Raw genomic sequence first — 22,701 nt, forward strand, 5'->3', positions numbered from 1 at the left:
GTATCAGGCGGGCGCTTTCGACTGGTCGCCGGCATTTTCCGGTGCTCGGCGTCGACCGGCTATGGCCACAGGTGCCGAGCCGGATACGCCGGACGAGGTGCTCGGGGACAACCGAAGGCGACCTCGTAAGGGTCGGGGTGTCGGTGCGGCTCCGCGTCAGGACGGGGCGAGGACGCAGAACTCGTGGCCCTCCGGGTCGGTCAGGCACGTCCACGGCACGTCGCCCTGGCCGAGGTCGAGGTCGGTGGCGCCGAGCGACCGCAGCCGGGCCACCTCCGCCGCCTGGTCGTCACCGGGATACGGCAGCAGGTCGAGATGGACGCGGTCCGGCACGGTCTTCACACCGGGCGTACGGAGGAACTCCAGGTACGGGCCCACGCCCCTGGCCGAGCGCAGCACCGCGTGGTCGTCGGTGACGTCGTGCAGGGTCCAGTCGATCGCGTCCCCCCAGAACCGGGCCATGGCCCGCGGGTCCGCACAGTCGACGACCACCGCGGCGATCGGCCCGGTGTCCCGGTAGATCTCCCGGGGCTCCAGCACGCAGAACTCGTTGCCCTCCGGGTCGGCCAGGACCGTCCACGGCACGTCACCCTGGCCGATGTCGGCAGACGTCGCACCGAGCCCCTTCAGGCGCTCGACCAGCTCCGCCCGGTGGGCCACGGAGGTGGTGGCCAGGTCGAGGTGCACGCGGTTCTTCGTCGTCCCGGGTTCGGGGACGGGAACGACGTCGACGCCGACGGCGACCGGGTCCGGCCAGACCAGGCCACCGACGGGTCCGACGTAGGTGGTCACGCCGGGGTTGTAGGCGCTCCAGCCGAGCGCCTCCGCCCAGAAGCGGCCGACCGCCGAGGCGTCGAGAGCCTTCACGTTCACCTGAACGGGTCGCAGTGCCATGCCGGCGACCTTACGCGCTCGCCGTGGCCACCTCGTCGGCCCATTCCGCGATGCGGCGCAGCAGGGTGGTGGCGACCGGAGGCGGGTCGGCCAGGAGCACGGTCGCGTGGAAGGCGTGGGGCATGCCCTCGTAGATGTCGAGCCGGACGTCCCCTCCCGCGATGGCCACCGCTTCGGCGAAGCGCCGCGAGTCGTCGAGCATCACCTCCTTCGAGCCCACCGCGAGCAGGAGTGGCGGCAGCCCGCGCAGGTCACCGTGCAGGGGGGACTGGGGTGCCCGGTCCGGTCGCTCCCCGTCCAGGTACTGGGTGCGGACGTGGTCGAGGACGGCCCGGCCGACGACGTCCTGGCCGTCGTTGGCGTCGATGGACGGGCTGGACAGGGTGAGGTCGGTCTGCGGGGAGACGGCCAGCGCCGCCGCGGGGAGCGGGTCGCCCGCCTCCTTGAGGACCAGCAGCGCCGACAGCAGCAGCGTGCCCCCGGCGGACTCGCCCGCCAGGATGATCCGCGACGCGGGCACGCCCTGGCCGAGCAGGCTCCGGTAAGCGGCCACCGCGTCGTCGAGGGCGGCCGGATACCGGTGGGCCGGGGCGAGCCGGTAGTCCACCGCCAGGACGGGGCGACCGGTCACCTGCGACAGGCGATGGGCCATGAGCCGCTCGAAGTGGGGGTTCGTGTACTCGAATCCGCCTCCGTGGAGATAGACCGTCACCCCGTTCTCGACCGTGGCCGGGCCCGCGGTGACCCACGTGCCGGGAACACCGCCGGTGCGCGGCAGGACGGGGGTGAGGTCGGCATCGCCGGGCAGGGCCGGGGGGCTGGTGTGCAGGGTCATGAGCCGTGACAGGGTCTCGGCGCTGTCGCCGGGTGTGCTGGGGATGCGTGTGACGTTCACGATGCGGGGTCCCTTTCCGGGAGTGGGCGGGCAGGTGGCATCGGCGTGCCGGGCCTGCTCCGGGCACGGGTGAGGTCGGTGGACGCGCGCGACGGTGGCGTCGGTGAGGATGCCGGACGCGCGCGGTGGTGGTCGGTGGCCCGTGGTGCGTACGCGCGGTGGTGGTCGGTGACTTGTGGCACGGGCGCACGCGGTCGTGGTCGGTGGTGCGTACGCGCGCGGTGGTGGTCGCCCGTGGTGCGGGCGGCGCGGAGCCGTCACGGGCCGAACCGGCTGCGAAGCTGAAGGACGCGGGATCCCGATGAGCACGCGAGAACAGCGGGACGTCAGCCGGTCATCGACCCGTCGAATGCGAACCCGTCGAATTCGAGCCCGCCGGATTCGGGGAGGGCTCGCGGGTGACGGTGGTGTTCGGTGCCACCGGACGCGGGGACGGCGCGCGGGCGCTGTGCGGTCAGCCGCTGCCTGTGAAGTGTGAACTCACGACGTCATCCCTTGCTACGGCGCCTCCATGCCACCGCCGTCCTCCCGGCCGGTGGCACGCGACATGCCCGTCATTACAGGGCTTCGCGACGGAAGTTGTCAAGGTACGGCATCCTTCGCCGTTCCGTTCGGTGCGGCCCGGACCGCGTCCTGTGCTGCCGCGCCAGGCTGGACGGCTACCGCTCGGCCATGGACACCGCCGGCCTGACGGCCGAGTCCTCCCTCGTGGTGCGCGCCGGTCTCACCCGCGAGGAGGGGTACGCGGCCGCGCTCGCCCTGGGACGCGGGGAGAAGACGTCGCAGGTCGGCTTCGAGCTCGCGACCACGCTCACCGTCCGGCAGAGCACGGCATCGCCGAGGGTGGTCTCCGGGCCGGGGGGTGAAGGGGGAGGTGGATCAGGGGGTGGCGAACGGGCACTTCCAGGAGCCACCTGCCTTCTCGGCTTCCGCGGTCCACTCCTCAAGTTCTTTACCCGCGAAATTTGTTTCCTCGTTGACGCTGTACCAGTTGGTGAACTCCCCGTTCGGGGAAAGACGGCCGTTGGCAATCCAGGAGGCTTTTTCTACCTCCTTTTCGGGAATCTTTTTGTGTTTGGCAAGGCATTCGACGACCTGATGTATGGCGTCCATCCTTTTTTCCCACGGTTCGCGCTGAGGTGGGGGTGGAGGCTCGGCCGAGCAAGCTGTTACCGTGATAAGCGTAACGAATGCGGCAAATCTTCCCATGTGCTTCATTAAGGCGTCATTCCTCGATGAGTCTGCATGTCGGCCTCGGTCATTCGAACCCATTCTTCGAGCTCCTTGCCGGCGACTCTCTTCCGCTCGTTGACGCTGTACCAGTGGGTGAACTCGGCGTTCGGGATGATTACGCCGCCGCGGAACCACGATGCATCGCTCTCCACCTTTATGGCGCCTGAATTGATCAGACCTTGGACAACGGGGATCTTCACCCGTAGCACTCGGTCGTAGAAGGCTTCCGCGTTGTCCTTCAGGGCGTCCATCACATGATCGGTGTCAAGGGCCTGGTTGATCGGTGGTTGGGCGAGAGCGGTGAAAACCTGGGCGCTGGTCCCCGCCGCTACGGCCTTGGTGAAGCTCACGGCGCCGAACCCCCCGCTGATCATGGACAAGAAGGTTGCGTCCCGCTTGTTTTGAGTGTCCTTCTTGTCGGCCTCGTTGAAACTCCGATCTGCCTCGATCTTGGAGACGAAACCGTATAGTGCCGCCATTTCTGAAAGGTAATTCTGTCTCAACGGATCCAAAACGGTCGCCTTCGCGGCTCCACTGAGCCGTGCGTCCATGGAACCAAGGAGCCTGCCGAGATCCTTCTTGTCGTGAAGTGCTTGTTTGAGAAGTCCTTTGAGGTCTCCGGGAGACGGGTAGGACAGCCAGGGTCCGTTCGGAGAATGGGTGTTGAAAACAGCTTCGCTGGTGCTTCCATGATGAGCCGAGGCGGCGAAGTCCGGAAGATAACGGTCGATCGCGAAGTTCAGTGCCCTACGCGTCTCCGCCGGCAGCACCTTCTCCGGGTTCAATCTGGAGAACTCCGCCGTGGCCTTGGCGATGTTGACCACCGACCAGGCCGACTCCCTGGCGTCGGTGCCTCCGCCGCGCTTCGCGGAGGCGGCGGCCTCCAGGAAGGTGCCGACGTGGGAGGAGAGGTCGACCTGGCCGATCTTGGGAGAAGGGTCGGTCATGCCGCCGGGCGGTGCCGGTCGCCGGTGGAACGAGTCCGACCCGGGGGTCCGCCAGGAGTCGTCGACCAGCATCCGGGTGTAGGTCAGGCCCCTGTCGGGGTCACCGAGAACATGGCGGGCCGCCTTGCCGTTCTCGGCCGACCGGTTCAGGGCGGCGATCACCGGGTCGTGGTCGGCCAGGACCTTCTGGAACCGGAACACGTCCCCGCCCAGGTCGGACGACCCGTTGCCGGATCGCGTGGGAGGAAAGGAGATCGTGCCGGCCTTGCGCGCGTCCAGCAGGGAGCGGGTGATGTCGGCCAGGAGCCGGGAGTCCCAGTCCTTGCCGGACGGGCCGTGCTTGAGGAGCATGCCCACCGACCACGGGTCCTTGGCCCTGGTGAGCGCCGCCCGGGTCGCGTCGGACATCAGTGGCCTGGCGTCCTTGCCGCTGCCGGTGCGCAGGCTGCCGGCGGCGGCCAGGGCGCCCGCCAGGGTGGTGAGGACACCCTGGTCCTGGCAGGAGAACAGCGTGCCCTCGGAGTGGTCCCCGTCGTTGAGCACCCGGGCGGCCTGGGCCGTGGCCGGGCCCGCGATCTGCAGGAAGGTCCTGAGGTAGTCGTTGTCCTTGGGATGCAGCCGTAGCTTCTCGGCCGCCTCGCGCAGTGCGGCGCGTTTCCCCTCCGGGTTCTCACCGTCCATGGCCGTGACCAGCGCGGTGGCGTCGCGTTCCGCCTGGAAGCCGCTCCGGCCGGTGGCCTTCCAGTCCAGCGGCACGACGGGGGGAGGGATCGGGCCGGGGACGTGGCCGGGCATGCCCATGACGGGTGCCTTGGGGTCCCAGCCTTTCAGGCGGGCCAGTTCGTAGGCCCGTTCGGTGCGGGTCTCCATGTCGCGGGCGTCGTCCCGCGCGGTGTCGACCAGGCGGGGCAGGGCGCCGAAGCCGACCTGCGCGTCCCATTTCTCCATTTTCCGCTGGATCACCGAACCGCGGTCGGCCAATATCTCGTGGAGCCGTTTGAGCTGAGCGGTCAGTTTCTCCAGCCTGTCGGGAGCGACGCCCACGAATTCGCCCATGCCGTCCTCTCGGTACGTTCCACGTATGGAGCGGGTTTCCTATCGGGTGTTCCCGCCTGCCTCCACGGCTTTCTCGATCCGGGTGACGATCGCCTGCTGTTCCTTGGCGACCGCGTCGAGCAGTGAGAGGAGATGCGCGCGGCGGGCGTTCCACTCGTCACTCCAGGCGTCGGCCGAAGACCCCTGCCAGGTCTCCTTGCCGAACAGGGGTGGTACGGCGCGCAGTGCCTCGAGGATCTCGTTCATCGCGGTGGTGACCGCGGACATGTCCGCCCTGCACTGGGCCAGATCGGCGGGGGTCACCCCGAACCTCCCTTGGACGCTGCTCTCTGCGGGGTAGGGCCGCGTGACGGTACGGGATCCTGACGGAAAGACTCTAATAATGTTCTCCGCCGGAACGCCAGAGCCGCGATTCGGGAAACGGAGATCACCGCATGACGATCATTCTCTCCCGATTCACAAGGTGAGCCTTTTTCGCTCCGGCCGTGGAACGGAAGACCGATGATCGCTCCTGAGTCTCTTCGGCTTCGACGGGACGCTCGCGGCATCTCGATGCCCAGGGGGCGTCGATCCGAAACGAACGCTCCCATGCTTTCCCGCTGTTTCACGGCCGAGGGAGGGGCGCGTCGCCGAGGCGGTCTCGTTATGCTCGGCCGGTGAGTTCTCCGATGACGCTCGTCCTGTGGGACATCGACCACACGCTGATCGACGCCGGTGGCGTCACCGCCGACACCTACGACCACGCGCTGCACGCCGTCACCGGCCGGCGGATGGAGCACGCCGTGGAGGTGGCCGGCCGGACCGAACGGGCGATCGTCACCGAGATCCTCCGGGCCCACCGGGTGAAGGTCTCCGATCGGCTGCTGGACTCCTTCTACGTGGCGCTCGCCGAGGCGTTCGTCGTGCGCGAGGCCGTCATGCGCGAGCGCGGGCGGGCCCTGGCCGGGGTGCGCGAGGTGCTCACGGCGCTGGGGGAGCGCCCGGACGTGGTGCAGTCGGTGCTGACCGGGAACACCGAGCCGGTCTCGGTCGGCAAGCTCACCGTGTTCGGACTGGAGGGCTTCGTGGACTTCGAGGTGGGCGCGTACGGCACCGACCACGAGGACCGGGCGGCGCTGGTGGCGCTGGCGCAGGAGCGCGCCGCGGGCAAGTACGGGCGGCCGTTCGGTGCGCGCGACACCGTGCTGGTGGGGGACACGCCCAACGACGTCCGTGCCGGTCACGAGGGCGGGGCGCGGGTGATCGCGGTCGCGACGGGCTTCAACGACGCCGCCGTCCTCGACGCGGCCGGTCCGGAACTGGTGCTGGAGGACCTCACCGACACCGAGACGGTCGTACGGGCCGTCCTCGGCGTGACGGACCGGGCGGTCGGCGAGCGGTAGGCGCCGGCGGGCGATGTCAGGCGACGTGACGGACCGTCCGGCCGACCACGCCGTCCGGCCGGCCACGCCGTCCGATCGACCACGCCGTCCGGTCGGCCACGCCGTCCGGGGCGCCGGCCCGGGTGTCGTCCCGCTCCCCGACACGCGGGCGCATGACGCCCGCCCGTGGACCGTGCTCCTGTATGCCGTCCTTACACGGCTCGTGGAACGCTCGGGTCACGGCGAACGGTGAGGATCGGGTGAGATTTCAGGTGTCAGCGCTCGGATGGGGATCGATGTGGCGGCGTCCCGGCCGGAGGGTCGTCTCCGGGGCGGCGATGGTCGCGATGGCACTGGTCGTCGCGAGCTGCTCCTCGGGGGAGAGCGTGGACCGGGCGGCCCAGGACGGCCGGCCCGCCGTCGTCCCGTCCGCGGCGCCCACCGCGGACATCAAGGAGCCCCCGGAGGTCGACCCTGCCTGGCCCCGCTGGGGGTTCACCCACACCGGGGTCAGCGCCAACAACGTCACCCCGCAGTTCGAGCAGACCGTGGCCCAGCGGCTGGCCCAGACCCCGATGCTGCAGAACCAGCACATCATGGGGTTCGGCGCGCTCAACCCCCAGCCCCGCCCGCGGGAGTTCTACTGGGAGGACCTCGACAGCCGGACGAACCTCATGAGGCGTTCCGGTGGAACGCAGATCATCACGCTCTGCTGCGCCCCCGACTGGATGAAGGGTGGACCCGAGGGGCCGACCCAGGACTCGGCCTGGGCCGAGCACCTGGAGGACGCCCCCTACCCCAAGCACTTCGACGACTTCGCCAGGCTGTCGGCGGCCGTCGCCACGAAGTACCGCGACGTCAAGTACTTCATGGTCTGGAACGAGTTCAAGGGCTTCTGGAAGGACCACTCCAAACCGGCGGACTACAAGGGCTACACCGCGATGTACAACAAGGTCTACGACGCGGTGAAGGCGGCCAGGCCCGACGCGCAGGTCGGCGGACCCTACCTCGGCTTCGACAGCAACAGGACCGGGAACTCCGAGCTGCGGGGCCCGTGGGGGGTCGTCAACCAGAACGCCCTGGACGCCTTCGAGTACTGGTTCGAGAACAAGAAGGGCGCCGACTTCGTCGTGGTGGACGGCGCCTCGGTGACCGACGCCCACGAGCTGCTGCCCGACGCGTTCGGGGCACTGGGCAAGTTCAGCGCGGTCACCACCTGGCTGCGGGAGAAGACCGACCTGCCGGTCTGGTGGTCGGAGTGGTACTTCGTCCCCGAGGACAAGACCGTGTGGCCCGAGCCCATGCGGCTCGCCGTCCAGGCCGCCTCGATGATCGAGTTCGCCGAGAGCGGCGCCGCCACGGCGCTGTACTGGAACCCGCAGGTCAAGCAGGGGACCTGCCTGCCCTGCATGTGGGATCCGCGGACCGGGGCCGAGCAGCCGACCGGACGGCTGATGGCCGACTTCACCCGGTGGTTCCCGGCCGGTGCCAGGCTGGAGGCGGTCACCTCCTCCGTCCCCGGGGTCCGGGTGCTGGCCCAGCCGCAGCAGATGGTCATGGTCAACACCACCGGGGCGAAGGTCACCGCGACCGTGGACGGCAGGGAGTTCGCCCTCGGGCCGTACGAGATCAGGTGGAGCGGCCGCTGATCACCGCGCGGTCGCGGCCCGGGGGCCGGTGAGGTCGACCAGCGCGGGAAGGATCTCGCCCAGGGGGGCGTCGACGGTGAGCGCCGCGTGCTCGTCCCCCCGGGTCGGGCCCTGGTTGACGATCGCCACGGGGATGCCGAGCTTCGCGGCGCGCAGGACGAACCGGCGGCCGGACATCACCGTCAGCGACGACCCAAGGATCAGGAGCAGGCGCGCCCCTTCCACCAGGGCGAAGCACTCGCCCACCCGGCCGGCCGGGACGCTCTCCCCGAAGAAGACGACGTCGGGCTTGAGGATCCCCTCCGGGCAGGCCCGGCATCCGACCACCTCGAACCCGTCGATCTCCTCGTCCCCGAGCTCGGCGTCACCGTCGGGGTTGACCGCGACGGCGCGGGCGGCGAACCCGGGGTTCGCCAGGGTCAGGCGGGCGTCCAGCTCTTCCCGGGAGCTCAGGTCGCCGCAGTTCAGGCAGATCACGCGGTGCAGGCTGCCGTGCAGCTCGATGACGTCCCGGGCGCCGCCCTCCTGGTGCAGGCCGTCGACGTTCTGCGTGACGACGCCGGTCACCAGGCCCCGCCGCTGCAGGTCCGCGACCGCCCGGTGGCCGCTGTTCGGCCTCGCCCCGGCCATCGCCCGCCACCCGACGTAACTGCGGGCCCAGTAGCGCCGCCTGGCCACCGGGCCGGACAGGAACGCCTGGTAGGTCATCGGGCTGTGCCGCCTCAGGGCGCCGCTCGGCCCCCGGTAGTCCGGGATCCCCGACTCCGTCGACAGGCCGGCACCGCTCAGCACCACGACGCCGCCCGCGGCCAGCATTTTCGCCAGTGCGTTCGCATCCTCGTTCACCCCTCCATGCTGCCTCACCCCGCGGACCGGTCGGCACCGGCGTCCCGCACCGGCGCGGAGACCGGGCCGGGGCGATGCCCGGGGAGGCCGTGGCAGGCCGGGGACGAGGTGGGCAGGGGGGTGGCGAGGAGCCGGTGCCCGGTCTGTCGGTGCGTCCTGCCACGATGTCCGGGTACCCGCGCACCACGACGACCTGGAGACGTACATGGGCACCTGGGACCTCGGCCCCTTCGACAACGACACGGCGGCCGACTTCTCCGGCAGGCTGGACAAGGCCGACGAGGACGAGCGGGGGGAGCTCGTCCGCGAGGCGCTCGCCCGCGCGGCCGGCACCACCGACCATCTCGACTCCGACGACGCGGCCGAGGCCCTGGCCGCGGCCGCGCTGGTCGCCGCGCAGCGTCCCGGTGGGGAGGCCGTGCTGAGCCCGTACGGTCCCAAGAAGCCCCTGCCGGTGCTCCCGGCCGAGCTGGGGGGCCTCGCCGTCCAGGCGCTCGACCGGGTCATGGCCGAGCCCTCGGAGCTGCTGGAGCTGTGGTCGGCGGAGGGGGCCGGTGACCTGTGGAGGACGAGCGTCCTGCGGCTGCGGAACATCCTCCTCGCGGACGGGGAGGGCGGCGCCTCCTCCTGACCGGCCCGGGTACGTCCCCGGCCCCTTTCCTGGAACGTTCCGCGGTGGCCCGTCGCGGCGCTTTCCAGGATCCTTCCGGGGAACGTCGCCGGACGACGCCGGGTGACGCGAGGTGTCACGGGTGACGCGGGGTGACCCGTCCCGGCCCTCGGGACGGGACGCCCGGTCGCGCGCCGGGATGACATCCCCCGGGATGATCCGCCCTCCGCGGATCGGACCGGGGGCCGACGCGGCCGGGGCGCCCGTTCGGAGATCGTGGCCGCATGATGACATCGATCGTGGTCGCCCTGAGCCTGCTGGGCTCCGGCGTACAGGCGGGGCAGGCGGGGCGGGCCGAGCCCCTGGACTGGGCCCCCTGCCCGAAGGACACGAGCGGGATGGAATGCGCAGACCTGCGCGTCCCGGTCGACTGGAGCAAGCCAGACGGCCGCAGGATCACACTGAGGCTGGGCCGGCTCAAGGCCACCGGCGTCTCCGAGGGCTCCGCCCTGGTGGCCTACGGCGGGCCGGGCGGGCCGGGGATCTCGATCACCCGGTCGGGGAACTGGTGGGCCGGGCTGCGCAAGCGCATGGACATCGTCACCTGGGACACCCGGGGCTACGGCGAGCAGTTCGGCGGCCTCAGCACCGGCCTGCCGTGCACCTGGACCCGCGTCCCGCTGCCGGAGTTCCCGCGGGACGACGCCGACTTCGGGCGGCTCTCCGACACCAACCGGGGCTACGCCGAGGCCTGCCGGAACAAGGATCCCGAGTTCTTCGCGAACATGAGCTCCGCCGACAACGCCAGGGACATGGAGGCGATCAGGAAGGCGCTCGGCAGCGCCGGGCTCAACTACTACGGTGCCTCCTACGCCGGGTTCTACGGGCAGGACTACGCCCGCCTCTTCCCCACCAGGGTGCGCACGATGGTGCTCGACGGCACCTGGAACCACGCCACCGCCGACTGGGGCGCCGAGATGGAGAAGATGGCCAGGAGCAACGACGAGGCCCTCGGCCGGTTCTTCGACTGGTGCGCGGCCGAGGGGAAGTGCCGCGACGTGCGCGTCCGGTGGCGCGGGCTGGTCGCCAGGGCCGACCGTACGCCGATCCCCGCCAAGCGGGCCGGGATCGCCTACGACGGCCGCGACCTGCAGGCGTTCGCGATCGGCGCGGCCCGGGACGGCGAGACGGCATGGCCCGAGCTGGCCAGGGACGTCCGCGGGGCGCTCGCCGGTGACGCCTCCGGCTTCCTGCCCGAGCGGGGCGCCCGCTACCCCGACCAGTCCACGGGCGTCACCGAGTGCCTCGACTGGCCCCGTCCGGCGAACCGGGCCGAGCTCGACGCGACGATCGCCCGGCTGCGCAGGGCCGCGCCCGACGCGGGGACGGCCAACACGCTGGCGACCGGGACCCTGGGCTGCGTCGGCTGGCCGGTCCCGGTCACCAACCCGCCGGCCCCGCTGCCCAAGGGGCTGCCGCCGCTGCTCGGCGCGGGCGCCTGGGGCGAGTCCGACGCCGTCCAGCGGGTGGTCGCCCAGGTCCCGGGAAGCACCGTCGTCCGCCACGAGGGGCCGGGGCACACGCTGTACGTGAGCAACCCCTGCGCCCGCGGCCACATCGACCGCTACCTGGCCGACCGCGTGCTGCCGGCCGCGGGGACGACCTGCTGACCGGACGGGGAACACCCCCGGACCGCCGCCCCGGGGCCGGGCGGGACGTGCCGGGGGTCATCCGCCGTCGACGTTCGCCAGGTCGCTGAGGCGGTGGAGTTCGGCCAGGTGCCCGGCCAGTGCCTGCCGGCCCTCGGCGGTGAGCGCGATCCAGGTGCTCCTGGCGGCCTTGCCCGAGGTCTTGGTCACCTCCACGTACCCTTCCGTCTGCAGGACCTTGACGTGCTTGCTCAGCACCGAGTCGCTGACGGCGAGGGTCTCGCGGAGCACCGAGAACTCCGCGGACTCCACCGCCGAGAGCATGGCGCAGAACCCGGCCCTCTTCCCGACCCGGTTCTCCTGACCCGGCCGTCTTCCCGGCCGGCCGCCGCCCGGCCCGGCCTCACTTCTCGACGAGTTCCTCCTCCGCCTCGACGAGGGCGCCGCTGAACTGGGCCGAGTACAGGCGGTGGTAGGCGCCCCGGGCGGCGAGCAGCTCCTCGTGGGTGCCGTGCTCGACGATCCTGCCCTCCTCCATCACCAGGATGAGGTCGGCGTCGCGGATCGTGGAGAGCCGGTGCGCGATGACGAAGCTGGTCCGGTCCGAGCGCAACGCGGCCATCGCGTGCTGCACCAGGACCTCGGTACGGGTGTCGACCGAGCTGGTCGCCTCGTCCAGGATGAGCAGCGACGGGTCGGCGAGGAAGGCGCGGGCGATGGTCAGCAGCTGCTTCTCGCCGGCGCTGACGTTGCCGCCCTCCTCGTCGATCACGGTGTCGTACCCGTCGGGCAGGGTCCGGACGAAGCGGTCGACGAACGTGGCCCGCGCGGCGGCGAGGATCTGCTCCTCGGTGGCCTCCGGGTTGCCGTAGGCGATGTTCTCCCGGATGGTCCCGCCGAACAGCCAGGTGTCCTGGAGCACCATGCCGATGTGCGAGCGCAGGTCCTCGCGGCGCATCGCGGTGATGTCCACGCCGTCGAGGGTGATCCTTCCCGCGTCCAGCTCGTAGAAGCGCATGACGAGGTTGACCAGGGTGGTCTTGCCCGCGCCGGTGGGGCCGACGATCGCGACCGTGTGGCCGGGTTCGGCCACCAGCGACAGGTCCTCGATGAGGGGCCGCTCGGGGTCGTAGCTGAAGGAGACCCGCTCGAACTCGACGCGGCCCTGCCGGACGGTGGGCGGGACCGGGTCGGCCGGGTCCGGGTCCTGCTCGACGGCGTCGAGCAGCTCGAAGACCCGCTCGGCCGAGGCGACCCCCGACTGCAGCAGGTTGGCCATCGAGGCGACCTGGGTGAGCGGCTGGGTGAACTGCCGCGAGTACTGGATGAACGCCTGAACGTCGCCCAGGCTCATCGTGCCGGTGGCGACCCGCAGGCCGCCGACGACCGCGATCGCGACGTAGTTGAGGTTCCCGATGAACATCATCATCGGCATGATGATCCCGGAGACGAACTGCGCGCCGAAGCTGGCCCTGTACAGCTCCTCGTTGCGCTGCCGGAACACCTCCTCCACCTCGGGGCGGCGGCCGAAGACCTTCACCAGCTCGTGGCCGGTGAACGCCTCCTCGATGTGGGCGTTCAAGGTGCCGGTGTGGGCCCACTGTGCGACGAAGTGCCGCTGTGAGCGCTTGGCGATCATGCCCGTGACGACCATCGAGACCGGGATGGTCACCAGGGCGATCAGGGCGAGCAGCGGCGAGATCACGAACATCATCGCCAGCACGCCGATCACGGTCAGCAGCGAGACCAGGAGCTGGCTCAGCGTCTGCTGCAGGGTCTGCGAGACGTTGTCGATGTCGTTGGTGACCCGGCTGAGCAGCTCGCCGCGCGGCTGGCCGTCGAAGAACCGCAGCGGGAGCCGGTTGATCTTCTCCTCGGCGTCCTCGCGCAGCCGGTAGACGGTCCGCTGCACCACGTCGTTGAGGATGTACCCCTGCAGCCAGGCGAAGAGCGAGGCCGCGACGTACAGGGCCAGGACCCAGAGCAGGACCGTGCCCAGCGCGCCGAAGTCGATGCCCCGGCCCGGGACGACGTCCATCCGGGCGAGCAGGTCGGCGAAGTTGTCGTTGCCCGCGGCGCGGGCCGCGGCGACCGCCTGCTCGGCGGTCGTCCCGGCCGGGAGCTGCCTGCCGATCACGCCGGTGAAGATCAGGTCCGTCGCGTACCCGAGGACCTTGGGCCCGATGACGGAGAACACCACGCTGACGACGGCCAGGGCGATCACCAGCAGGAGTCTCGGGCGCTCCGGGCTCAGCCGCCGCATCAGCCGGCGGGTGGACGGCCCGAAGTTCATGGCCTTCTCGGCGGGCATGCCCATCCCGCCCATGGGGCCGCGCCCGAAGGGGCCGCCGCCCACCGGGGGCCGCGGGGTCGGGGCGGCCGGAGCGGCCGGGGCCGCCGGGGTCGCCGAAGGCGTCGCGGGCGTCGCGGGCGTCGCGGGCGCAGAGGCCGCCGGAGGCCCGGCCGGGGGCGTCGTGGTCGTGGGCCGGTCGCTCATGCTGCGGTCTCCGCGGCTAGTTGGGACTCGACGATCTCGATGTACGTCGGGCAGGACTCCAGCAGCTCGTCGTGGGTCCCGAGGCCGACGATCACCCCGTCGTCCAGGACGACGATCTGGTCGGCGTCGGCGATGGTGGAGACGCGCTGGCCGACGATGACCACGGCCGCCCGCGCGGTGTGCGGGCGCAGGGCGGCGCGCAGCCGGGCGTCGGTGGCCAGGTCCAGGGCCGAGAACGAGTCGTCGAACAGGTAGATCTCGGGCTTGCTGACCAGCGCCCTGGCGATGGAGAGCCGCTGGCGCTGGCCGCCGGAGACGTTGGTGCCGCCCTGCGCGATGGGCGCGTCCAGGCCGCCGGGCATCTCCTCGACGAAGTCGCGGGCCTGGGCGACCTCCAGCGCCTCCCACAGCTCCTCGTCGCTCGCGTCGGGGTTGCCGTAGCGCAGGTTGCTCGCGACCGTGCCGCTGAACAGGTACGGCTTCTGCGGCACCAGGCCGATGCGCTTCCAGAGCGTCTGGGGGTCGAGCTCGCGCACGTCGACGCCGTCGACCAGGACCGTCCCGCCGGTGGCGTCGAACAGCCGGGGGATCAGCGACAGCAGCGTGGTCTTGCCCGAGCCGGTGCTGCCGATGACGGCGACGGTCTGCCCGGCGGTCGCGCGGAACGTGATGCCCGACAGCACCGGTGCGGCCGCGCCCGGGTAGCGGAACTCGACGTCGCGCATCTCCAGCTCGCCGTGGCCGCGTACCTCGCGGACCGGGTCGGCGGGCGGGACCACCGACGAGTCGGTGTCGAGCACCTCGGCGATCCGCTCGGCGCAGACCGCGGCGCGCGGGATCATCATCGAGATGAAGGTGGCCATCATCATCGAGGTCAGGATCTGCATCAGGTACATGAGGAACGCGGTGAGGGCGCCGATCTGCATGTCGCCGCCGTCCACCCGCCAGGCGCCGAACCAGAGCACGGCGATGCTGGAGGCGTTCAGGATGAGCATCACGACGGGGAAGATGAGCGCGGTGAGCCGTCCCACCCGCAGCGCCGTCCCGGTCAGCGCCTCGTTGGCCTCGGCGAACCTGCGCGTCTCCTCGCGCTCGCGGACGAAGGCGCGCACCACGCGGATGCCGGTGAGCTGCTCGCGCAGCACCCGGTTGACCAGGTCGATGCGGGTCTGCATGGCGCGGAACTGGGGCACCATGCGGGAGATGATCAGGCCGATCGAGATCAGCAGCGCCGGTACGCAGACCAGCATCAGCCAGGACAGGCCGAGGTCCTGGCGGAGCGCCATCACGATGCCGCCGATGCCCATGATCGGTGCGGCGACCAGCATGGTGCAGGTCATCACGACGAGCATTTGGACCTGCTGCACGTCGTTGGTGCCCCGGGTGATCAGCGAGGGGGCCCCGAACTGGGAGACCTCGCGGGCGGAGAACCCGCCGACCCGGTGGAAGACGGCGGAGCGGACGTCGCGCCCGAACCCCATGGCGGCGTGGGCGCCGTAGTAGACCGCCGCGACCGAGCAGGCGATCTGCACCAGGGAGACGACCAGCATCCAGATGCCGGCGGACAGGATGTATCCGGTGTCGCCGACCGCCACGCCCCGGTCGATGATGTCGGCGTTCAGGCTTGGCAGGTAGAGCGAGGCGATGGTGCCGACCAGCTGCAGCACCACCACGGCGGCCAGCGCGCCCGTGTAGGGACGCAGGTAGGTACGGAGCAGGCGGGTCAGCACGGCGGCACCGCGCCGCGGGCGGAGGGGAGGAGGACGTCGTGCAGGGGGGCCGCGTACCGGCCGGCCTGCTCTGGCGCCCCGTTGGCCAGAATCATGAGCGGTCTCTTTCGAGGGGAGATGGTGGGATCAGCGTCCGACATGAACCTTTGTTGAGGTCAAGGCTGCGGGCCAGGGTCGGGACGCCGGCGGATTCCGTCGAGCAGCAGGGAGACGATCTCCGCCGGGGACATCGGGTCGCATCCGACGAACGCGGGATGGCCGGAGGCGATGGTGAGCAGCTTCAGCCGCTGTGCCGCGCCGGCCGGCTCGCAGCGCAGCCGGTCACGGTCGGGGACGATCAGGTCCACGATCGCCCGGTGGGTGAGCTCCGCGTGCTCCATGCGCTGCCGGTGGGTGCGTTCGGCCCCGGCGGCCCCCGCCGCTCCGAGCGCGTTCATCAGGCGGAAGATGCGCCTGGTGTGGCGCTGCATGATCTCGACCGCCGCGACGAGCCGGTCCTCCAGCGGGGCCGTGCCGTCGATGTCCCTGAGCTCGGCGAGGACCGGCGCGGGGTCGAAGGCACTGGACACGGCGGCGTTCACCAGCTCGTCCTTGGTGGCGAAGACGCGGAAGATCGTTCCTTCGGCGACGCCCGCCGCCTGGGCGATCTGCCGGGTGCTCACGTCGGGACCGTGGGCGAGCACGAGCGAGAGGGTGGACGCGATGAGCGCCGCACGCCGCTCGTCCGGCGGGAGAGGCGCGGCCCGCGGCGGGATCGAGGTCACCGGGGAACCCTACAGCGAATGAGTGAGTTACTCACTCACTTATTCGGCGGGCGGGGACCCGCCCCGGAACGGCCCTCGCGGTCCGGTGGCCCCCGTGACCCGTGTGACGGGTGTGTCGCCTTGTTCCTTCTTTCATCCGTTTTTTGCAACAGATGTAGGAAAAGCGCATTGAAAACCCCGTCTTTCACCCGATGCGCCGGGCGTCACCTTCGATCTACCGTCGTGTGGCAGACGAACCGTCCCCGCCTCACCCGGCAGCCGTCTGCCTGCCGGTCAGGAGATCACCCGATGCCCCGTACCCTCGCCCAGCGTCCCTGGGTGCCCGCCGTCACCGAGGATCGTGTTCGGTTCGTCCTGAAGGCCGTGACGGACCGGACGCCATCCCGGGTGCAGGGAGAGATCGAACGACTGGTCGCCGAGAACCACCGCATCCACGACGTCGAGTCGGTCAACCTGAACCCGGCCACCAACGTCATGAACCCGCGGGCCGAGGCGCTGCTCTCCGCCGGTCTCGGGTCGCGGCCCTCGCTGGGCCACCCGGGGGAGAAGTACGAGATGGGCCTGGAGGCGATCGAGCAGATCGAGATCATCGCCGCCGAGCTGGCCGCCGAGGTCTTCGGCGCCACCTACGCCGAGGTCCGCGTCGGCTCCGGGGCGCTCGCGAACCTCTACACGTTCATGGCCGTCTGCAGGCCCGGGGACACGATCATCGCCCCGCCGGCCAGCATCGGCGGCCACGTCACCCACCACGGCCCCGGCGCCGCGGGCCTGTACGGCCTGAACACCGTCCCCGCCCCGGTCACCGCGGACGGGTACACGGTGGACGTCGACGCGCTGGCCGAGCTCGCCGCGACGGTACGCCCGGCGCTGATCACGGTCGGCGGCAGCCTCAACCTGTTCCCGCACCCGGTGGCGCGGATCCGCGAGATCGCCGACACGGTCGGCGCCAAGGTGCTCTTCGACGCCGCGCACCTGTGCGGCATGATCGCCGGTGGGGTCTGGCCGCGGCCGCTGGAGGAGGGTGCCCACCTGATCACCATGAGCACCTACAAGAGCCTGGGCGGCCCGGCGGGCGGGCTCATCGTGACCGACGACGCCGAGCTGGCCGAACGGCTCGACGCGATCGCCTACCCCGGGCTGACCGCCAACTTCGACGCGGGCAAGACCGCGGCGCTGGCCATGACCATGCTCGACTGGAAGGCGGCCGGACCCGCCTACGCGCGGACGATGGCCGCGACCGCGCGGCACCTGGCCGACGAGCTGCTCGCCCTCGGCGTCCCGGTCTTCGCCGCCGAGCGCGGGTGCACCCGCTCCCACCAGTTCGCCGTCCCGGCCCACCGCTACGGCGGGGGGCAGCGGGCCGCCCGCCGGCTGCGCGAGGCCAACCTGCTCGCCTGCGGCATCGGCCTGCCGACGGAACCCATCGAGGGGGACGTCAACGGCCTGCGCCTGGGCACCCCGGAGATCGTCAGGCTCGGCATGACCGAGGCGGACATGCCCGCCCTGGCCTCGTTCATCGCCCGCGGCCTGGACCAGGGGACCGACCCGGTCACCGTGGCGCCGGAGGTCACCGCGTGGCGGAGCCGGTTCTCCGGCGTGCGCTTCACCGCCGACAACCCCTTCTGAGGGCACCGCCCTCCAGGAAAGGCGCCCCGCAGCGCGGCTTTCCTGGAGGCGGCGTCCGGAGAGCGGCTCTCTGACGGGCGGCGCCTCGCAGAGCGGTCTTCCGGCCGGGGAGCGGGGCCCTCAGGAGCGCGCGGCCCAGCGGGAGAGCAGCTCGGCCTCCCTGCCCGCGTCGACGGCCCCCGGGGTGGAGAAGGACGACTCCGCCTCGCGGACCTCGCGGATCGACCGCCGCAGCGGGCGCGGGTCGAGCCCCGCGGCGAGGGCGGCGGACGGGTCGGCGGCGTTGATCGCCATGAGCGGGTCCCCCTCCGACCACAGCGGCAGCGACCGGCCGGTCTCGCCCTCGGCGAGCAGGAAGTCCTGCCCCGCCCAGGTCAGGGTGGTGCCGGGGGGCGCGACCTCGGCCGCGATCGTCTCCAGCAGGTCGCCGAAGGAGAACGGCGGGGCGGGGGTGGCCGCGTGGAAGGCGCCCGGCCGCGTCTCCTCGACCATGGAGACGATCCAGGTGGCCAGGTCGCGGGCGTCGACGACCTGGATGGGGTCGTCCGGGTCGCCGGGGGCCAGGACCTCCCCGCCCCGGGCGATCCGGTTGACCCAGTAGGTGAAGCGGCCGGTGTGGTCGTGCGGGCCGATGACGTACGTGGGCCGCACGACCAGCGTCGAGGACCCGAACGCGTCCGCCGCGGCCCGCTCGCAGAGCACCTTCAGCGGCCCGTACGTCTCGTCCGTCACGCTTTCGGGGACCGGCCCGTCGAGCTCGCGGAGCTCGCGGAGCTCGGCCAGTGGCGCGTCCTCGGTGAACCCCGGCGCCACGGGCACCCGGTAGACCGCGGTGGTGGAGACGAGGGCGTACCGGCCGGTCGACAGCGCCCCGGACAGCGCAGTGACCTGGCCGGGGAAGTAGGCGCTGACGTCGACGGTCGCGTCCCAGCTCCGGCCGTGCAGGACGGACAGGTCGCCGTCGCGGTCGGCCGTAAGGCGCTCGACGCCCGGGAACAGCTCCGCCCCGGTCCTGCCCCGGTGCAGCAGGGAGACCTCGTGGCCGGCCGCGAGCGCCGCCTCGGTGATGTGCCTGCCGACGAACCGGGTACCGCCGACGATGAGAATTCGCATGCCCGTCATTGTCGCCGCCCCAGGTGGCGGTGCCCACCCGTCGGCCCGCCTCCGCGATCCGCCCGGCCCGGCGGTCCCGCGCGTGCCTGCCGAGAGTGACGAGCAGGTACGTTATGGGAGTCAAGCGTCTATTTCAGGACGGTCAGCGTGTCGATCTCGCCACAGACGGGACCTCTCGATCCCTGCTCCGAGCACGACGGCGACCCGCCCCGCGGGGGTGGTCTCCGGATCGACGCGCTCGGGCCGCCGCCCGGCCTGCAGGTGAGCGGTGAGGTCGACCGCACCACCAGGCGCCTCTGGCAGGAGGCGCTGAGCGAGCTGGTGTCGGGAGGCGGCGACCGCCACCTGTACCTGTCCGGCCTGACGTTCATCGACGTGCGCGGAGCCTGGCTGCTGGAGCAGGCCGCGCGGGCCCTCGTCGGCGGCGGCAGGCTCTTCCTGCACAGCGCGCCCTACTGCCTGAGATCCGTGCTGGCCCTGATCGGATCGGATTCGGTGTCGATCGAAGTGAAGACCAAATGAGCGTGACGACCGCCGAGACGGAACCCTTCGTCCATCCCGCGCTGTTCTACCGCGGCGACCGGGACTACCTGGAGGGCACCGTCCCCTTCATCCTGGAAGGGCTGAAGGCCGGCGAGCCGGTCGCGGTCGCCGTCCCGGCGCGGAACCTCGCGCTGATCCGGGACGAGCTGGGCGAGGTCGCGCCGCAGGACGCCGAGGTGCTCTTCGTCGACATGGAGCAGGCCGGCCGCAACCCGGGACGCATCATCCCCGCCGTGCTGTGGGCGTTCACCGACCTGCACCCGGGGCGCAGGGTCCGCGTCGTCGGCGAGCCCATCTGGCCCGACCGCTCGCCGACCGAGTACGTGGCCTGCCTGCAGCACGAGGCGCTGATCAACCTGGCCTTCTCCGGGCGGGACGTCACCATCCTGTGCCCGTACGACGCCGACGGGCTGGACCCCGAGATCATCCGGCACGCCGAGGAGACCCACCCGGTCATCATCGACGGCACGGACACGCGCGCCAGCACCGGGTACGCGCCCGAGCGGGTCATCCGGGACTGCGGCGGGCCGCTGCCCGAGCCGGCCGGCGCCGAGACCCTGGCCTTCGGCGCGGACGACCTGTGGCGGGTGCGCGCCTTCGCCGTGGCGTACGCGGACGGGATCGGCCTGGCCGGGGAGCGGCTGGAGGACCTGAGGCTGATCGCCAGCGAGCTGGCCGCCAACAGCCTCGAACACGGCGGAGGCTCCGGGGTCGCGCGGATCTGGACCGAGGACCGCCGGATCGTCTTCGACGTCAGCGACACCGGTCACATCGCCGACCCCCTGGCGGGACGGCGCCCGGCCGACTCCCGGCAGCGGGGCTCCCGGGGCCTGCTCGTCACCAACCTCCTCGGCGACCTCGTCCGCGTCCACACCGAGCGGGGGAGGACGACCGTCCGCGTGTACTTCGACGTCCCCTGACAGCCTTCTCGCGCCCGGTCCCGCGTCCACCCGGTACTTCCATCCCGTTTAAAACGTCCCGGCATGGGACGGCAGGGCGAGAGAGTGCGATCCTGGACGAGAACGACCTCGGCCCGCTCTTCCCGGCGGACCGGAAACCTGGAAAACCTGGAAACACCGACGAAGCCGGCAACAGCGACACCTGGGAGAACGCCATCTTGGCCACACCGCTGCCCGAAGAGCACGAGCTCCCCTTGCGGGGTGCCGCCCAGGGGCCGGTGGGTGACGCGATCGGCACGCTGGCGCTCCCGTCCGGGATCGAGGACCCCTCCCCCGGCGTCACGGCCGGGGTACGGGCCATGCTCGACGTGATGCCGGGCGCGGCCACCTGGTCCAGGCCGGTCCGCGACGAGACGGGCGCGATCCTGGACTTCCTCATCCTGGCCGCCAGCCCGGAGGCCCGGGACGTGCACGGCCGTCAGGGCGAGGAACTGGTCGGCGCGAGCACCCTGGAGCGCTACCCGTCCGTCCACGGCACCGAGCTGTGGGAGACCTACCTCAGGGTGATGGAGACCGGCGAGCCCGGACGCGTCGACCTGTACGAGCACGTCGAGGACGCGGACGGCGTCCCGCACCGCTCCTGGTACGGCGTGCGCTCCGCCCGCGTGGCCGGCGGCCTGCTCAACACCTGGGTCAGCCACGACGGCGAACGGCGCCTGGCCGCCCGCCTGGAACGCACCGAGCAGCTCGGCAACCTGGGCTGGGCGCACTGGAACCTGACGAGCGGGGAGATCACCTGGTCGCCGAGGGTGTACGAGATGCACGGCCGCGACCCGGCCGAGGGCCCCCTCACGCTGGAGCAGTACGCCGCCGCCACCGTCGCCGAGGACCGGGCCGTCCTGGAACGGGCCCTGGCCGCGCTGGCCGAGACCGGCGAGTCCCAGGAGTTCGAGATCCGCGTCCTGCCCGCCGAGGGGGAGGACGGGCCGGGCGTCCGGCACGTCCGGATCTTCGCCGAGGCCGTCCGGGACGCGCAGGGCACGTCGCTGGAGATCCACGCGGTCGTCCAGGACATCACCTCCTGGCGCCGGGCCGCCGACGACCTCGCCGTCGCCAACCGCAGGCTGGAGGAGGAGAACCGCCTCTCGGTCAGCCTGCAGAACGTCATCATGCCGGTCGAGGAGAAGCCCCGGAGCCTTCCCGGCCTGCGGGTGTCCGCGCGCTACGCCCCCGCCGAGAAGGAGGCGTGGCTGGGCGGCGACTGGTACCAGGCCATCGAGCTGGACGACGGGGACGTGCTGCTGGCCGTCGGGGACGTGGCCGGGCACGGGCTGGCCGCGGCCTCCGCGATGGCCAAGCTGCGCCACGCCATCACCGGCCTGGCCTTCGCCCACCACGATCCCGCGCGCATCCTCGCCACGCTCAACCGCATGCTCTGCAAGCTCCGGCCGGACGTGCTGGCCACCGCGATCGTGGCCCGCTACACCCCGGCCGACCGGATGCTGCGCTGGACCCACGCGGGGCATCCGCCGATGCTGCTGGCCAGGGGCGGGCGGGTGGAGCGCCTGCTGCACCCCGGGGTACTGCTCGGCGTCTTCGACGACGCCTCCTACACCTACGGCTCCGTACGGCTGCGCCAGGACGACCTGCTGGTGATGTTCACCGACGGGCTGATCGAGAAACGCGGCCGGGACCTGTACGAGGGGCTGGACCTGGTGAGCGCGACCGTGGCCGAGGTGCTGCGCTCGCATCACGGCGACGACCGGCTGCAGGCGGTCATGGAGGCCATGGTGCCGAGCAGCGACACCGACGACACCTGCGTCCTGGTCGTCCAGGTCGTCGCGCCCGCCCGGGGGGAGGGGTGATGACGGAACTCCACCTGAGGACCACCGCCGCGGAGCTGGGGGCGACCGCCGAGGAGGGGATCGGGGTCGTGGTGATCGGCGGCAGCCTCGACTTCTCCATCCACGAGCTCGTCGTCGAGTTCATGGACCGCGCCTTCGACCGGTTCGGGCCGGACCTGATCCTGGACCTCACCGGGCTCGACCTCCTCGACTCCCGGGCGACCGGCCTGATCGTCCTGTGCTGGAAGCGTTCCCTGGAGGAGGGGGGCGAGCTGAGCCTGGTCGCCACCGAACGCGGCGCGACGCGCATCCTGTGGATCACCGGCCTGACGATGCGCATCCGGGCCTTTCCCACGCTGCGCGAGGCCCTGGACGCCCGGCGGACGGCCGAGCAGGGGGACCGGCCCGAGCGGTCGGCCTGAGCGGTCGGGTTCGAGTGGCCTGGTTCGGGCGGTCGGTTTGCGCGGTCGACCTGAGCGGCCGGGTTCGCGCTGCCGGTTCGAGCGATCGGTTCGCGCGGCTGGTTCGAGCCGCCGTTCCGCGCG

The 22,701-nt window shown here is 71.5% G+C and carries 21 protein-coding genes; 9 read left to right on the forward strand and 12 right to left on the reverse strand.

All coding sequences use genetic code 11. The features are described 5' to 3' along the window. Nucleotides 1–156 precede the first annotated feature (156 nt). From ACZ6RT_RS20600 to ACZ6RT_RS20625, 6 genes are all read right to left on the reverse strand, one after another. On the reverse strand, nucleotides 157–894 hold the full coding sequence (locus tag ACZ6RT_RS20600) for a VOC family protein (RefSeq protein WP_470155372.1): 738 nt from the start codon (nucleotides 892–894) through the stop codon (nucleotides 157–159). 10 nt (nucleotides 895–904) lie between these two features. After that, nucleotides 905–1,789, reverse strand: a complete 885-nt coding sequence (locus ACZ6RT_RS20605; RefSeq protein ID WP_470155374.1) for an alpha/beta hydrolase — start codon at nucleotides 1,787–1,789, stop codon at nucleotides 905–907. Nucleotides 1,790–2,448: 659 nt separating this feature from the next. Then, a complete protein-coding gene (locus ACZ6RT_RS20610; RefSeq protein WP_470155375.1) occupies nucleotides 2,449–2,604 on the reverse strand; it encodes a hypothetical protein in 156 nt (51 codons plus the stop codon). 64 nt (nucleotides 2,605–2,668) lie between these two features. Next, complete coding sequence (locus ACZ6RT_RS20615) at nucleotides 2,669–2,902, reverse strand: hypothetical protein (protein ID WP_470155377.1); 234 nt, start codon at nucleotides 2,900–2,902, stop codon at nucleotides 2,669–2,671. 104 nt (nucleotides 2,903–3,006) lie between these two features. Beyond that, entirely contained in the window at nucleotides 3,007–5,025 is a 2,019-nt protein-coding gene (locus tag ACZ6RT_RS20620; protein ID WP_470155379.1) for a hypothetical protein, read from the reverse strand. A 39-nt stretch (nucleotides 5,026–5,064) separates the two neighbouring features. After that, the gene (locus ACZ6RT_RS20625) at nucleotides 5,065–5,328 is read right to left on the reverse strand and encodes a hypothetical protein (protein ID WP_399193853.1); all 264 of its coding nucleotides are present in this window, start codon (nucleotides 5,326–5,328) and stop codon (nucleotides 5,065–5,067) included. Between the two features lie 353 nt (nucleotides 5,329–5,681). On the opposite strand from ACZ6RT_RS20625, the gene ACZ6RT_RS20630 reads away from it, so the two are divergent. Continuing rightward, nucleotides 5,682–6,407 (forward strand): HAD family hydrolase, encoded by a 726-nt coding sequence (locus ACZ6RT_RS20630; RefSeq protein ID WP_470155381.1) that lies wholly within the window; start codon nucleotides 5,682–5,684, stop codon nucleotides 6,405–6,407. Between the two features lie 251 nt (nucleotides 6,408–6,658). Further along, the gene (locus tag ACZ6RT_RS20635) at nucleotides 6,659–8,035 is read left to right on the forward strand and encodes a xylan 1,4-beta-xylosidase (RefSeq protein WP_470155383.1); all 1,377 of its coding nucleotides are present in this window, start codon (nucleotides 6,659–6,661) and stop codon (nucleotides 8,033–8,035) included. Here ACZ6RT_RS20635 and ACZ6RT_RS20640 read toward each other — a convergent pair whose 3' ends face one another. After that, nucleotides 8,036–8,881 carry an NAD-dependent protein deacetylase gene (locus tag ACZ6RT_RS20640; RefSeq protein WP_470155384.1) on the reverse strand — a complete coding sequence of 282 codons (846 nt, stop codon included), beginning with the start codon at nucleotides 8,879–8,881 and terminating at the stop codon, nucleotides 8,036–8,038. It abuts the gene before it with no gap. A 205-nt stretch (nucleotides 8,882–9,086) separates the two neighbouring features. Here ACZ6RT_RS20640 and ACZ6RT_RS20645 point away from each other — a divergent pair, with 205 nt between their 5' ends. Continuing rightward, entirely contained in the window at nucleotides 9,087–9,512 is a 426-nt protein-coding gene (locus ACZ6RT_RS20645) for a DUF4259 domain-containing protein (protein ID WP_470155385.1), read from the forward strand. 263 nt (nucleotides 9,513–9,775) lie between these two features. After that, nucleotides 9,776–11,161 carry an alpha/beta fold hydrolase gene (locus ACZ6RT_RS20650; protein WP_470155387.1) on the forward strand — a complete coding sequence of 462 codons (1,386 nt, stop codon included), beginning with the start codon at nucleotides 9,776–9,778 and terminating at the stop codon, nucleotides 11,159–11,161. Between the two features lie 57 nt (nucleotides 11,162–11,218). On the opposite strand, the gene ACZ6RT_RS20655 is transcribed toward ACZ6RT_RS20650, so the two are convergent. The 4 genes from ACZ6RT_RS20655 to ACZ6RT_RS20670 all read right to left on the reverse strand — a co-directional run bounded on the left by ACZ6RT_RS20655 (nucleotide 11,219) and on the right by ACZ6RT_RS20670 (nucleotide 16,131). Continuing rightward, nucleotides 11,219–11,464, reverse strand: a complete 246-nt coding sequence (locus ACZ6RT_RS20655) for a transcriptional regulator (RefSeq protein ID WP_399193841.1) — start codon at nucleotides 11,462–11,464, stop codon at nucleotides 11,219–11,221. Nucleotides 11,465–11,543: 79 nt separating this feature from the next. Beyond that, nucleotides 11,544–13,637 (reverse strand): ABC transporter ATP-binding protein, encoded by a 2,094-nt coding sequence (locus ACZ6RT_RS20660; RefSeq protein ID WP_470155389.1) that lies wholly within the window; start codon nucleotides 13,635–13,637, stop codon nucleotides 11,544–11,546. Continuing rightward, nucleotides 13,634–15,367, reverse strand: a complete 1,734-nt coding sequence (locus ACZ6RT_RS20665; RefSeq protein ID WP_470155391.1) for an ABC transporter ATP-binding protein — start codon at nucleotides 15,365–15,367, stop codon at nucleotides 13,634–13,636. The genes ACZ6RT_RS20660 and ACZ6RT_RS20665 overlap by 4 nt, the downstream gene beginning before the upstream one ends. A 155-nt stretch (nucleotides 15,368–15,522) precedes the next feature. Further along, on the reverse strand, nucleotides 15,523–16,131 hold the full coding sequence (locus ACZ6RT_RS20670) for a TetR/AcrR family transcriptional regulator (RefSeq protein ID WP_470155393.1): 609 nt from the start codon (nucleotides 16,129–16,131) through the stop codon (nucleotides 15,523–15,525). Nucleotides 16,132–16,419: 288 nt separating this feature from the next. Between ACZ6RT_RS20670 and ACZ6RT_RS20675 the strand changes: the two genes are divergently transcribed. After that, nucleotides 16,420–17,757, forward strand: coding sequence for an aminotransferase class I/II-fold pyridoxal phosphate-dependent enzyme (locus ACZ6RT_RS20675; RefSeq protein ID WP_470155395.1), 1,338 nt, complete (start codon nucleotides 16,420–16,422; stop codon nucleotides 17,755–17,757). Nucleotides 17,758–17,877: 120 nt separating this feature from the next. On the opposite strand, the gene ACZ6RT_RS20680 is transcribed toward ACZ6RT_RS20675, so the two are convergent. Then, entirely contained in the window at nucleotides 17,878–18,870 is a 993-nt protein-coding gene (locus ACZ6RT_RS20680; RefSeq protein ID WP_470155396.1) for an NAD-dependent epimerase/dehydratase family protein, read from the reverse strand. Nucleotides 18,871–19,017: 147 nt separating this feature from the next. Here ACZ6RT_RS20680 and ACZ6RT_RS20685 point away from each other — a divergent pair, with 147 nt between their 5' ends. The 4 genes from ACZ6RT_RS20685 (at nucleotide 19,018) to ACZ6RT_RS20700 (ending at nucleotide 22,578) form a co-directional block, all read left to right on the forward strand. Next, nucleotides 19,018–19,392: an STAS domain-containing protein gene (locus ACZ6RT_RS20685; protein WP_470155398.1), complete on the forward strand. Its 375-nt coding sequence runs from the start codon at nucleotides 19,018–19,020 to the stop codon at nucleotides 19,390–19,392. Further along, nucleotides 19,389–20,333: an anti-sigma factor RsbA family regulatory protein gene (locus tag ACZ6RT_RS20690; RefSeq protein ID WP_399193827.1), complete on the forward strand. Its 945-nt coding sequence runs from the start codon at nucleotides 19,389–19,391 to the stop codon at nucleotides 20,331–20,333. The genes ACZ6RT_RS20685 and ACZ6RT_RS20690 overlap by 4 nt, the downstream gene beginning before the upstream one ends. Nucleotides 20,334–20,530: 197 nt before the next feature. Further along, the gene (locus ACZ6RT_RS20695; RefSeq protein ID WP_399193825.1) at nucleotides 20,531–22,177 is read left to right on the forward strand and encodes a PP2C family protein-serine/threonine phosphatase; all 1,647 of its coding nucleotides are present in this window, start codon (nucleotides 20,531–20,533) and stop codon (nucleotides 22,175–22,177) included. Beyond that, nucleotides 22,177–22,578, forward strand: a complete 402-nt coding sequence (locus ACZ6RT_RS20700) for an STAS domain-containing protein (protein WP_470155400.1) — start codon at nucleotides 22,177–22,179, stop codon at nucleotides 22,576–22,578. Before ACZ6RT_RS20695 ends, ACZ6RT_RS20700 begins: the two co-directional genes overlap by 1 nt. Nucleotides 22,579–22,701 lie beyond the last annotated feature (123 nt).

This window comes from Streptosporangium sp. NPDC050148, from assembly GCF_055586505.1.

Coding starts and splice junctions, on each gene's coding strand:
- ACZ6RT_RS20600 (WP_470155372.1), bottom strand. CDS start 894: ATGGCACTGCGACCCGTTCAGGTGAACGTGAAGGCTCTCGACGCCTCG.
- ACZ6RT_RS20615 (WP_470155377.1), bottom strand. CDS start 2,902: ATGGACGCCATACATCAGGTCGTCGAATGCCTTGCCAAACACAAAAAG.
- ACZ6RT_RS20620 (WP_470155379.1), bottom strand. CDS start 5,025: ATGGGCGAATTCGTGGGCGTCGCTCCCGACAGGCTGGAGAAACTGACC.
- ACZ6RT_RS20645 (WP_470155385.1), top strand. CDS start 9,087: ATGGGCACCTGGGACCTCGGCCCCTTCGACAACGACACGGCGGCCGAC.
- ACZ6RT_RS20650 (WP_470155387.1), top strand. CDS start 9,776: ATGATGACATCGATCGTGGTCGCCCTGAGCCTGCTGGGCTCCGGCGTA.
- ACZ6RT_RS20655 (WP_399193841.1), bottom strand. CDS start 11,464: ATGCTCTCGGCGGTGGAGTCCGCGGAGTTCTCGGTGCTCCGCGAGACC.
- ACZ6RT_RS20660 (WP_470155389.1), bottom strand. CDS start 13,637: ATGAGCGACCGGCCCACGACCACGACGCCCCCGGCCGGGCCTCCGGCG.
- ACZ6RT_RS20675 (WP_470155395.1), top strand. CDS start 16,420: ATGCCCCGTACCCTCGCCCAGCGTCCCTGGGTGCCCGCCGTCACCGAG.
- ACZ6RT_RS20680 (WP_470155396.1), bottom strand. CDS start 18,870: ATGCGAATTCTCATCGTCGGCGGTACCCGGTTCGTCGGCAGGCACATC.
- ACZ6RT_RS20690 (WP_399193827.1), top strand. CDS start 19,389: ATGAGCGTGACGACCGCCGAGACGGAACCCTTCGTCCATCCCGCGCTG.
- ACZ6RT_RS20700 (WP_470155400.1), top strand. CDS start 22,177: ATGACGGAACTCCACCTGAGGACCACCGCCGCGGAGCTGGGGGCGACC.